Here is a 12,665-nt window from a genome sequence, read left to right as displayed (position 1 = left end):
TCATGTCTAAACTACTATCCAAATTATTCATAGCGACGTTACCGCTCTTACTGGCTGGCGTTGCTCAAGCCCAATCCATTGATGCAGCCATTGATTTATTTGACAAAGCCAAATACAACGAAGCAGCGAATGCTTTGCGTCAAATTTCTCCGGCTACATCCAAATCAAAAGCCTTTTTGTGCCAACTCTATGCTGATAGCTATATCAGCTCCAATGTTCAAGAAAGCACTAAAGTTTGCGAAGAAGCGGTTGCTGACAAAGATCCAATCGCTGTCTATTTGTACGCTTTGGCTTACCTTAATGGCAATAACAATCTCAATATCAATCAAAATGAAAAGAAAGGCGTTGGCTTTATGGCTAGCGCCGTGATTGAGTCAGACTTTGCTCCAGCCTATGATTATTTTTGTAGCCGCTTACTTGCAGAGCAAAATCTCGATGAAGCCATCAACTTTTGTAAAGTAGCTGCCTCAAAAGGTATGCGACGAGCCCTTTACACCATGGGTGTATTGATCAGTGAAGGTACCGGCGTGATTCAGGATTTCCAACGTGCTAAGAAAATGATGCTTGCCAGTGCCGCCTTAAATTACCCTGCTGCTTATGTTTATTTAGGCAGCTTAGCTAAAGAAGGTAAAAATGGAGAACCTAAGGATCTGAAGCAAGCCTATGCGTGGTTCTCTTTAGCCACCGCTGCCGATTCTAATAATCATCGCGCAATGGCTGAACGTGATTCGATCAATCTTTCTAGCCAAGATATGATAGCTGCACAGAAGATTGCAACTGAATGGAAATATCACACCCCCAAATTAGTGGATTACCACAAGGGTCGTTAATCATTCAGCATCAATCTTCCACTATCGATAGCGATATTGTGAAACTCGAACTTAGATCCCTTAAGAGGGTTCAAAAAAGCCTCTGAACCAGAAGCTTTTTTAATACCAACTTTTTTCTATCTAGTGAAAAAAGGAAGGCTTTGTTGCACCAGATACTGGTTCAGCAGAGGTTTTAGATCTAGGTTCAGTAACTGCTGCTAAATGTCCCCATTGAGCCGCTTGCTTTAACTGATTCAGCAATAAAGCCATAGATTGAACTGCTGGTGTAGGTAATTTGATGTTAAGGTTTTGGCCGCCAACTAATTGAAAATCGATTGAAAACATATTTTCAGCTTCGCTTAAATTAATTCCAGTCACTAAAATAGGTTCTTGCCCTAAAGGAAGATTACTTGCCTCTTGATATAGCTCATTAAGATCAGTGCTTTCTTTCGCTTCCTCTTGGAACTCTTGTACAGCCTGAGCAACCTCACTGCGATGCTGACGCTCAAGTGATAACTGAGTCAACTGATGAATGGCTTGCAATAAATTTAAAGTAATAAAGCGCGTAAACCACAGACGGAACTCCATGTCATCATCCGTGCTAAACCGAAACATCAAGCGATCTTCAGCGATGATGTAGCTACCGTTAAACTGTTTAATAGCCATCTAATAAATCAATTAAAAATCTGACGGCGCACTCCTTGAGCCTCGCCAATAAGTAGTATGTTTGCTTTTCTTCTAGCAAATAACCCATTACAGATAACTCCTGGAATCTGATTCAAATCAGACTCTAATTGAACAGGGTCAGTAATACTCAAACCTGCCACATCTAAAATCCAAGCTTGGTTATCCGTAACAAATGTCTGATTAGTATCTTTTACTTGACGAAGTGTCACGCGGCCACCCAACTTCTCTAACTCCCGTGTTACTTGAGCTTGAGCCATTGGAATTACTTCCACAGGTAATGGAAATTTCCCCATAACATCAACCTGCTTACTAGCATCACAGATACAAATAAAAGACTGGGCTAGTTGAGCAACAATTTTTTCCCTAGTTAAGGCTCCACCGCCACCTTTAAGCATATGACCTTGAGGGTCAATTTCATCGGCACCATCGACATACATAGGCACAGCATTTACAGCATTGCTGTCCAACACATTAAATCCATGCTTCCTTAATCGTTCAGTACTTGCTTGGGAACTGGAAATTACACCAGAAAAATAATCTTTATGGGGAGCTAACGCATCAATAAAAAGATTGGCTGTTGAACCAGTACCCACTCCCAAAATTCCACCAGGCGCCATTGCTTTAAGAACTTCATCTTTTGCAGCTTCCGCCACCATGGCCTTCAATTGATCTTGGGTATACATAGGGTCCTAATGGATAAAAAGAAACAAAATAGCTAAAAACAATAGAAAAACATATTCTTCTGATACATTCTTCACTTTAATACCTGCATTTTAAAATAGTCTGATGAGCACTTTACTAGAACAATTAAAAAAATATACAACTGTTGTGGCTGATACTGGCGATTTTGAGCGCATGAGAGCCTTTTTACCTCAAGATGCCACAACCAATCCATCCCTGATTTTAAAAGCCGCTCAGCTCACCTCCTATCAGGATCTAATCCAAAAAGTAAAAGCTGAAAACACGGGGAAACCAGTCACTCAATTAATTGATGCTCTATTAGTCGCTTTTGGTATTGAAATACTTAAAATTGTTCCTGGTCGAGTTTCAACTGAAGTTGATGCACGCCTATCTTTCGACACTCAGGCAACCATTCAAAAAGCTCGTGAAATCATTGCAGCTTATGAAACTGCCGGAATCTCAAGAAAGCGCGTCCTCATTAAAATTGCCAGCACCTGGGAAGGCATTCAAGCAGCGAAGGCTTTACAAGCGGAAAATATTGCCTGCAATATGACTCTACTCTTCAGCCTGACCCAAGCTGTTGCCTGCGCGAATGCAGGTGCGCAACTAATTTCCCCATTTGTGGGACGCATTACAGATTGGCATAAAAAAGCACTAGGATCTGGATGGACTGATGAAACTCATGGCGGGGCCAATGACCCTGGCGTAGTTTCTGTTAAAAATATCTATAACTACTACAAAAACTTTAATATCAAAACAGAAGTTATGGGAGCCAGTTTTAGAAATATTGGCCAAATTATTCATTTAGCTGGCTGCGACTTGCTAACCATTAGCCCAGAATTATTAGCTGAATTACAAACTAATCAACATCCACTTACGGTAGCTTTAAGTGCAGAAAATGCGAAAACTTTATCAATACAAAAAATAGACGCTAGTGAAAAATCTTTTCGCTATCAACTCAACCAAGATGCCATGGCTACAGAAAAACTATCGGAGGGGATTCGCCTCTTCTGCGCCGATATTGAAAAACTAGAAACTATCTTGTCAGCATAAATAAAAAGTGCTCATGGAGCACTTTTTTTACATCACTTTTAATTAATCTTACTTAACAACTTTAGCAACACGCTGCCGCCTTGCTTCATATAGAGTGACGCCACTGGCCACTGACACGTTAAGACTCTCAACACCACCCATCATGGGAATTTTCACCAATTCATCACAAGTCTCTTTTGTTAAGCGACGCATGCCTTCCCCCTCAGCCCCCATCACGATTGCAACTGGACCAGTGAAATCAACATCATACAAAGTCTTATCTGTTTGATCGTCAGTACCAATCACCCAAACACCAGCTTCTTGTAGCTCGCGCAAAGTTCTTGCCAAATTGGTTACCGCAATTAAAGGCATGGTCTCTGCCGCACCACTAGCGACCTTACTCACCGTAGCATTTAAATGAGCAGAACGGTCTTTAGGAACAATCACCGCATCTACACCAGCGCCATCAGCTACACGCAAGCAAGCGCCCAAATTATGGGGATCAGTGACTCCATCTAAAACCAACAAAAGTGCTGGCCCCTGTAGTGCATCCAATAATTCATCCAAAGTCTGTACTTTTGAGACAGTATCAGCGAAAGCTACAACACCTTGATGGCGGTCATTACCGGCCAAGGTTCTCAAACGTTCCGTATCAGCCTGATGCAAACGTCTACCTAAAATAGGCTCTGCAGACTTAATAAAATCTTGCATCCGACGATCACGTCTAGCTGGGTCAACATACACGGTTTTCAATGATTCAGGATCTTGACGCAATCTAGCAATTACTGCGTGAAACCCCAACAACATCTGCTTACCATCACCTATATGTTTATTTTCACTTCTAAAGTCCTGCTTAGACTCTTTTTTAAACTCTTTCGGAAACTCTTTATCTGACATTAACGACGACCTTTACGAATACTTAACTCATGACCCTTGGATTTTGCATTACTAGCTTTCTTAGGCTTCTTTCCACCTTTTGCAGCAGCTGTTTTTTTACTGGCTCGCCCTGCATCAGTCGCTCGTCCTTGCGATACACCATAGGACTCTTTAACTGGCTTTTTAATATCAGGTCGCGTCTTTTTAGCAGCTGCTCGCTTATTAGGTTTACCAGATTCTGAAGAAGCAAAACGACCTGCGCCACCTGTTAAGGCATTTCTATCTTGACCAGATTTAACAAGGCTGAATTCAATACGACGCGCATCTAAATCCACACGACTGACTAAAACATGCACACGATCTGTTAAGCGATAACGAATACCCGTACGTTCACCACGCAATTCTTGTCTAGCCTCATCATAGTGATAGTAATCACCACCTAATTCACTGATATGAATCATGCCTTCCACAAATAAGCTCTCAAGCTGAACAAATAATCCAAATGTAGCAACACCCGTAATTGTGCCGGCATACTCTTGACCTAAATGATCTCGCATGTAGTAGCACTTCAACCAAGCTTCCACATCCCTAGATGCCTCATCAGCCCTGCGCTCATTGGATGAACAATGCACCCCCAATTGAGCCCACGCGGCCATTGCTTCAGAGTTAACTTTTGCCTTACCCCCACGCGCTACCTTTACTCCTTTAGATGCATTAGCCTTGGCATCCTCATGAGATTTTTTAGCGTTCGCAGCATTCACACGCCCCGGACCACTTTTCGGCATCGCTAAGTTCAAAACCACATCAGATGGAATCGATGGTGAGTATGTTTTCTGTGCCAGAGTTGCTTTGATTGCACGATGGACCAGCAAATCAGGATAGCGACGAATTGGGCTTGTGAAATGCGCATAAGCGTTATAGGCCAACCCAAAATGACCATAATTATCTGGTTGATAAACAGCTTGTTGCATAGACCTCAAAACAACTGACTGCAACATGGCTGCATCAGGCCTTGGCTTAATATCTTCAATTAATTTTGAGAAATCTTTTGGTTTAGGCTTTTCACCACCACCCAAGTTCAAACCTGCAGTTCTTAAAACCTGCCTGAGAGTTAGTAGCTTTTCAACTGAAGGCTCAGCATGCACTCGGAATAACGCAGCATGTCCATGCTTGTCTAAAAAGTCGGCAGCGCAAACGTTAGCCGCCAACATACACTCTTCAATAACTCGATGAGCTTCATTACGAATTCGCGGCTCAATTCTTTCAATTTTCCCCAAATCATTGCTAATAATTTGAGTTTCCGTTGTTTCAAAGTCGATGGCGCCACGTTTATCTCTAGCTAAGCGAAGCACTTTATATAAGCTATATAAACGGTCTAAATTTTTCTTTAAATGCTTAAAGCGAGCAGCTTCAGGTCCATTAGAGTTACTAAGTATTTCCCAAACGGTGTTGTAAGTAAATCTTTGCGCAGAATGCATCACAGCCGGATAGAACTGATAAGCCTTCACTTCACCATTCATATCAATTACCGCATCGCAAACCATACATAAGCGATCAACTTCAGGCTTTAAAGAACATAAGCCATTAGAAATCTTCTCTGGCAACATCGGAATAACACGGCGAGGGAAATACACAGAGGTTGCTCGTGAAATTGCATCAGTATCCAAAGGATGTCCTGGCTTCACATAATGAGATACATCAGCAATTGCCACGATTAAACGCCACGCTTTTGCCTTACCCCATGTCACAGGCTCACAATAAACTGCATCATCAAAATCCCGCGCATCCTCACCATCGATCGTGACTAAAGGCACATCTCTTAAATCAACCCGCCCTTCTAAATCTTCTTCACGAATCTCATCAGGTAAAGCCTCAGCTTCCTTCATGGCTGCAGGAGAAAATTCATTGGGAACGCCATATTTACGGACAGCGATCTCGATTTCCATACCAGGATCATCAATCTCGCCAAGCACCTCAACAACGCGACCGACTGCCTGACGATAACTATCTGGATAGTCAATGATCTCAACAGACACTACTTGGCCTAATTTGGCATTTGCCTGACCTCTAGGAGGAATCAAAATATCGTGTCCGATACGCTTATCTTCAGGGGCACAAATTAAAACGCCGTTTTCATTTAACAATCTACCAATCACAAATTTATTGGCATGGATTAAAACTTCAGAAATTTGCCCTTCCGGTCTGCCTCGACGATCTAAACCAGATACCTTAACGATCACTTTATCGTTATGCATCACGCGAGACATTTCCTTTTCTGTTAAGAAAATATCTTCCCCACCATCATCAGGAATCACAAAACCGAAACCATCTCGGTGACCTTGAACAGTTCCTTGTTTTTCCGGCAATTTACGAGCTTTTGCCTCTGAAAGAACAAGCGTCTCTTTTGTATTTTTTCTAGTCATGCCCCATTGTCTTATAAGTTTGTGACAAGTATCAATATATTCTCAAGACTATAAACAATAAGGTCTCAATCTTTTCTTCGAGCAACAAAAAACGGCGCTTTTAGCGCCGTTTTTCCCAAAATTTGGCTTTATTTAAGCCTCAAAAGGATGTTGCAACAAAATTGTTTCATTGCGGTCTGGCCCCGTTGAAACCATCGCAATCGGAATTCCAGCAACTTCTTCAACTCGTCTCAAATAAGACTGAGCCGCCTTAGGCAACTGATCCCATTTCTGAACGCCTAAAGTGCTCTCGCTCCAACCAGAGAAAGTCTCGTAAATCGGCTCACAACGCGCTACAGCCTCAGATCCACGCGGCAATACATCCAATTGCTTACCATCCAAATGATAGCCAACACATAAGCGAATCTGCTCTAAACCATCCAATACGTCTAGCTTGGTCATACACAAGCCAGTCACGCCACTAATCTGAATAGAACGCTTCAAAGCTGCCGCATCCAACCAACCGGTACGACGTGGTCGACCTGTTACAGAACCAAACTCTTTACCCACCTCAGCCAAACGCAAGCCGATTGGATCTTGCGCCTTTGGATTGTCGTGGTCATATAACTCGCTAGGGAAAGGACCTGATCCCACACGCGTGCAATAAGCTTTTGTAATACCTAAAACATAGTGCAAGCTACCTGGGCCCACACCTGAACCAGCCGCCGCATTACCCGCTACGCAGTTGGATGAAGTTACAAAAGGATAAGTACCATGGTCAATATCCAACAAAGCACCTTGCGCACCTTCAAATAACAGGTTTTTGCCTGCTTTTTGAATCGCATCTAACTCGCTAGATACATCAGCCACTAAAGGACGAAGCTGCTCCGCGTAACCCAACATGCTGTCGCGTACTTGAGCAAAATCTAAAGCTGGTGCCTTGAAATAGTTAGTCAAAACGAAATTGTGATATTCCAAATTCTCTTCTAACTTCTTAGCGAAAGACTCTGGGAAGAATAAGTCTTGAACACGTAAAGCGCGGCGAGCCACTTTATCTTCATAAGCTGGCCCAATACCACGGCCCGTTGTACCAATCTTAGCTTGACCGCGCTTTGCTTCACGCGCATGGTCAATTGCCACATGGTAAGGAAGAATCAGGGTTGTAGCCTCTGAAATCTTCAAGCGTGAACGCACATCTACGCCAGCAGCTTCTAACTCACCAATTTCCTTAAATAAAGCCTCAGGAGACAACACCACACCGTTACCAATGTAGCAAACAGTCCCTGCGCGCATGATGCCAGATGGAATCAAGCGCAAAATTGTCTTTTGTCCATTAATAATGAGCGTATGGCCGGCATTGTGACCACCTTGGAAACGAACCACACCTTCCGCATGATCTGTTAACCAGTCAACAATCTTACCTTTACCTTCATCACCCCATTGGGTACCAATTACTACAACATTGCGGCCAGTCTTACTGGCAGTTTTCTGAACGGACATAAAAGAAGAATTTAATTAAGAAATGACTAAAAAGAGCATTTTACGCTCTTGGCTTGACGATCCACTCGCCTTTTTGCTCGACCAACTCGCGATCGCAGGAAAACTCCTCCCCATCCTGCTTGTGGCCTGGCAATAACTGAATAACTACCTCACCTTGAGATCTCAAGTCGGCAATTTTTTTACCTAATTGTTGATCAACAGACCATGGAGCCAAAATGGCCAACCTCTTAGATTTAACATTAGATAACCTTGATAATGTCATGATATCTAGAGAAAAACCTGTTGCAGGTCTTGAGCGGCCAAAGGCTTCGCCCACCATATCGTAACGCCCACCCCTAGCGATAGCAGTTGGCAAACCTTCAACATAGGCAGCAAACATGACTCCACTGTGATACTGGTAACCACGGAGATCAGATAAATCTAAATTGAGATTAGGGGCAATGTTGATAGCTCCTAAAGCACCACATAAACGCTCTAAATCAGCCAAAGCCACTTCAACAGTCTTAACTTGAGGCAACTTTTGACGCGCAGCAGCAATAACAGCATTCGGGGCACCATTTAAGTCGACTAGCGCCAAAATTGCCGATCGAACCTGCTCAGGCCAAGAACTCATAACCTGCCCCAAAGAAGATATGTCCTTGGCTTGCAAGCTAGCGTAAAGGCTATCTAAAGCTTCAGCAGCCGGCTTAAAGTCACCCAAAATACCAGCTAACAAACCGGCGTGACTCATATCCAAAGTAACTTCACCTACCTGCCCTAGATTTAGAACCTCAATTAATAAAACTTGAGCCTCCAAATCCGCTTCCCAACCGGCGTGACCATATATTTCAGCGCCTAGCTGAAGTTGCTCACGAGAGTAAGTACCTGGAGCAGCTTTAGTATGTAAAACAGATCCCGCATAGCAAAGACGTGTCACACCAGAACGATTCAGTAGATGCGCATCAATACGTGCCACTTGAGGTGTGATGTCAGCTCTTAGACCTAAGGTACGCCCTGATAACTGATCAACTAACTTAAATGTTTTTAAATTTAAATCTTGACCAGTACCAGTCAATAAAGAATCTAAGAACTCCACCATAGGTGGCATCACAAACTCATAGCCATAGGATTGAAAACGATCCAAAAAGAGGCGTCGCAACTCCTCAATTTTTCTAGCCTCAGACGGTAATACGTCTGCGATATTTTCAGGTAATAACCAACGGTTCATTATTTAGCTGCCGGAAGTTGAGGCATTGATCCAAAACCATTTCTTGGACTGCTGCCTTTCATAAATTTTAAAAAATCAGTATTAGGTTCTAAAACCATTAAATCTTGCTTAGTCTTAAAGCTTGATCGATAAGCCTCAAGACTTCTGTAAAACTGGGCAAACTGCGGATCACGGCCAAATGCCTCACCATAGAGAGCCGTCGCTTTAGCGTCACCTTGCCCCTTAATCTTTTGTGCATCTCTATAAGCGCGTGACAAAATCACATCACGCTGACGTTCCGCATCGGCACGAATTTTTTCTGATTCAGCAGCACCTGTTGATCGCAACTCATTAGCCACACGCTTACGCTCCGCCTCCATGCGGCGGAAAACAGATTCACTAATCTCAGCTAACAAGTCGATGCGCTTTAAACGAACATCCACAATCTCGATACCAATATCTGCAGCCTCTTCGGTCACTTTCTTACGGATATTTTGCATGACTTGCTCACGCTGCTCAGAAATCAATTCTCTAACTGTGCGCTTTGTAAATTCCTCATTTAGAGCAGACTTAACCAATTGATTAAGTCGGTCTTGCGCCATACGCTCATCACCGCGGAAACTAATAAAGAAGCGGCGAGGTTCAACAATCCGCCATTTCACATAAGAGTCCACCAATAAATTTTTCTTTTCAGCGGTAATAAAACGCTCCGCATCCGGCGTATCAATTGTCAAAATACGACGCTCAAAAAATTGAGTGCTTTCAAATGGTGCTGGCAATTTAAATTGCAATCCAGGCTCTTGAATAACCCGCTTTAACTCACCAAATGAAAACACGACAGCGTACTGACGCTGATCTACGACAAACACAGTCGAAGAAATTAGCCCCAACAAAACAAAGAAGGCAACAACGATAGGAAGAATACGATTAGACATAATAATTTCTCCTAGCGCTCACGATCGCGATCACGGGTACGCAGCACGTTACTGTCACGACGTTGATCTGTATTAGTTGCCGCAGGAGTAACGGGTGTTGTTGATACTGCAGGTGTATTAGCGACGGTATTAGAACTTGGCACAGTAGCTGGTGTAGATGGCGTTACTTGCTGAATTAACTTATCCAAAGGCAAATATAGCAAACTGCTGTTATTGGCTTTTTGGTCTACCAACACCTTGGTGACATTCGTATAAACCTCTTGCATCGTATCAATATACATACGATCACGTGTCACCTTTTGAGCCTTGGCATACTCAGGTTGAATTAACTTAAAGCGCGCAGCATCACCCTCTGCTACTGCCACAACTTTGGCTTTATAACCCTCAGCCTCTTGCATTAAACGATCAGCAGCACCTTTAGCTTTAGGAACGATGTCATTGGCATATGCTTGACCTTCATTTTTCAAACGCTCACGATCTTGACCAGCTTTTACTGCATCATCAAACGCTGCCTGAACAGGCTCAGGTGGCTGAACATTTTGAACGGTCACGCTAGTGACAAAAATACCTGCCTTATAACTATCCAAAATCTTTTGAATAGACATATTCAAATCAACTGCCAACTTTTCACGATTCTCGTATAGGACATTGTCCATCTTGCTGCGGCCAACGATTTCGCGAACAGCCGTCTCTGCAGCCTGAACAACAGCAGCATCAGGGTCTTTATTATTAAATAAATATTCCGTCGCATCTTTAAGACGGTATTGCACAGCGAAGCGCACATCAATAATGTTTTCATCTTCAGTCAACATCGATGAGTCTTTTAAATTCGAGGCCTTAATAACCGTTGACCTACCCACCTCAACGGATCGAATAGCCGATAAATTGACTACTTCATGTGTTTGCAATGGCCAAGGCATACGCCAGTTAATACCAGGTCTCGTTGTATAGCTATATTTACCAAACTGGAGCACAACACCTGTTTGCCCCTCTTGAATCATAAAAAAGCCACTAAACAACCAAACTACTAAAACAATTGTTAAAACAACACCTAAACCAAAACTAGGCTTCATACCTTCGCCACTTGGCTTTTTGCTACTTGGAGGTTGCTTGCTACCACCCTTCTTACCCTTGAACAGATCGTTCAAACGACCATTAAAATCTTTCCATAGCTCATCCAAGTCAGGTGGACCATCTTGTTTTTGAGGTTGACGAGGATTCTCCTCAGGACGAGGTGCGCCAGCATTTTTATCATCACGACCACGATTAGGGTCTGATTGATGGTTATTACCCCAACCGGGGTCATTCACCGAAAATATTTCTAATAATTTACGCATCGTTGGGAGAATAAAGTCCTGTACGAGTATGAAAAACATCTAACGATTCCCAGCGTTTAGCTGGGGCCTGAGATTCCATTTCTGCTACTGAAGGAACTTCCTCTACAGGAGCCTTCATTCTATCAGTGTTCTTAGCAAAATCAGCCAATGTTTGCCTAAGCAAATCTAGGCCGATACCTTCCTTAGCAGATATATAAATAGCTGTTGGCTTACCCTCACGGTCATAGCGAAGCACTGGGCCTCTCTCCATTAGCGCAGGAACTTGATCGATCTTATTAACCACAATCAATTGAGGGCTTTGATCAGCCCCAATTTCAGCTAAAACCTTATCCACCTCAATCATCTGCTGCTCACGATCAAAACTAGAGGCATCAACCACATGAAGCAATAAATCTGCTCGTACTGTCTCATCCAAGGTAGCCCTAAAAGCTTCTACCAATTGATGAGGCAAATCTCTAATAAAACCAACCGTATCTGAAATGACTGCATTTCCGATCTCAGGCAAATAAACACGACGAGAAGTGGTATCTAAAGTAGCAAATAACTGATTGGCCGCATAAGTTCCCGCCTTGGTTAAAGCATTAAATAATGTTGATTTTCCCGTATTGGTATACCCCACCAATGAAATAGAGAAAACATCCCTTCTTTCTCTAGATCGTCTTTGCGTTGCCTGTTGCCGCTGTAGTTTTTCAAGCTCAGCCTGCAAGCGCTTTGCTTTATTTTCAAGCATGCGGCGATCCAACTCCATTTGAGTTTCACCAGGACCGCCACGCATACCAATACCACCTTTTTGACGCTCTAAATGGCTCCAAGCCTTAACTAACCTTGAGACTTGATATCTAACATTGGCCAACTCAACCTGAGTTTTACCCACATGACTTTTAGCTCTTTGAGCAAATATATCCAATATCAGACCGGTTCTATCGACCACATGGCAGTTGAGATGACGCTCTAAATTTCTTTGCTGAACCGGTGATAGCGCGTGATTAAAAATAACCACATCCACATCATTTGCTTCCATTTGCTCACGCAACTCAGTCGCCTTACCAGACCCCATATATAAAGCTGGATCAGGCTTTGCTCTCTTCGCAATCATAGTCATAACGGGTTGTGATCCAGCACTCGAGGCAAGCAAACTGAGCTCAGCCATACTATCGGCAAAGTCAGGCTTGCCACCAGGATCAATTCCAACCAGGGCGGCTTTAGCAGGCTGCATAGCT

General features: G+C 43.1%; 11 protein-coding genes. 2 read left to right on the top strand and 9 right to left on the bottom strand.

The features are described 5' to 3' along the window. Positions 1-2 precede the first annotated feature (2 nt). Complete coding sequence (locus ICV01_RS04205) at positions 3-830, top strand: tetratricopeptide repeat protein (RefSeq protein WP_215288914.1); 828 nt, start codon at positions 3-5, stop codon at positions 828-830. 120 nt (positions 831-950) lie between these two features. Here ICV01_RS04205 and ICV01_RS04200 read toward each other — a convergent pair whose 3' ends face one another. Then, complete coding sequence (locus ICV01_RS04200; RefSeq protein WP_215288912.1) at positions 951-1,475, bottom strand: hypothetical protein; 525 nt, start codon at positions 1,473-1,475, stop codon at positions 951-953. Between the two features lie 8 nt (positions 1,476-1,483). After that, positions 1,484-2,179: a ribose-5-phosphate isomerase RpiA gene (rpiA, locus tag ICV01_RS04195; protein ID WP_215288910.1), complete on the bottom strand. Its 696-nt coding sequence runs from the start codon at positions 2,177-2,179 to the stop codon at positions 1,484-1,486. A gap of 103 nt (positions 2,180-2,282) precedes the next feature. Here rpiA and tal point away from each other — a divergent pair, with 103 nt between their 5' ends. Then, complete coding sequence (tal, locus tag ICV01_RS04190; RefSeq protein WP_215288908.1) at positions 2,283-3,230, top strand: transaldolase; 948 nt, start codon at positions 2,283-2,285, stop codon at positions 3,228-3,230. Positions 3,231-3,278: 48 nt separating this feature from the next. On the opposite strand, the gene rlmB is transcribed toward tal, so the two are convergent. The 7 genes from rlmB to hflX form a co-directional block, all read right to left on the bottom strand. Then, the gene (gene rlmB / locus ICV01_RS04185; RefSeq protein ID WP_251369408.1) at positions 3,279-4,016 is read right to left on the bottom strand and encodes a 23S rRNA (guanosine(2251)-2'-O)-methyltransferase RlmB; all 738 of its coding nucleotides are present in this window, start codon (positions 4,014-4,016) and stop codon (positions 3,279-3,281) included. A gap of 89 nt (positions 4,017-4,105) precedes the next feature. Further along, positions 4,106-6,508 carry a ribonuclease R gene (rnr, locus tag ICV01_RS04180; RefSeq protein WP_215288904.1) on the bottom strand — a complete coding sequence of 801 codons (2,403 nt, stop codon included), beginning with the start codon at positions 6,506-6,508 and terminating at the stop codon, positions 4,106-4,108. 132 nt (positions 6,509-6,640) lie between these two features. Further along, on the bottom strand, positions 6,641-7,987 hold the full coding sequence (locus ICV01_RS04175; protein WP_215288902.1) for an adenylosuccinate synthase: 1,347 nt from the start codon (positions 7,985-7,987) through the stop codon (positions 6,641-6,643). A 40-nt stretch (positions 7,988-8,027) separates the two neighbouring features. Next, positions 8,028-9,194: an ATP phosphoribosyltransferase regulatory subunit gene (locus ICV01_RS04170; protein ID WP_215288901.1), complete on the bottom strand. Its 1,167-nt coding sequence runs from the start codon at positions 9,192-9,194 to the stop codon at positions 8,028-8,030. Continuing rightward, complete coding sequence (gene hflC / locus ICV01_RS04165) at positions 9,194-10,108, bottom strand: protease modulator HflC (RefSeq protein WP_215288899.1); 915 nt, start codon at positions 10,106-10,108, stop codon at positions 9,194-9,196. Before hflC ends, ICV01_RS04170 begins: the two co-directional genes overlap by 1 nt. Before the next feature lie 11 nt (positions 10,109-10,119). Next, positions 10,120-11,484: an FtsH protease activity modulator HflK gene (gene hflK, locus ICV01_RS04160; RefSeq protein WP_215288897.1), complete on the bottom strand. Its 1,365-nt coding sequence runs from the start codon at positions 11,482-11,484 to the stop codon at positions 10,120-10,122. Further along, complete coding sequence (gene hflX / locus ICV01_RS04155) at positions 11,438-12,661, bottom strand: GTPase HflX (RefSeq protein ID WP_215288895.1); 1,224 nt, start codon at positions 12,659-12,661, stop codon at positions 11,438-11,440. Before hflX ends, hflK begins: the two co-directional genes overlap by 47 nt. Positions 12,662-12,665 lie beyond the last annotated feature (4 nt).

The sequence above is a fragment of the Polynucleobacter sp. MWH-Spelu-300-X4 genome (genome assembly GCF_018687515.1).
Classification (GTDB): Bacteria; Pseudomonadota; Gammaproteobacteria; order Burkholderiales; family Burkholderiaceae; genus Polynucleobacter.
This window is presented reverse-complemented; position numbering and strand designations above follow the sequence as displayed.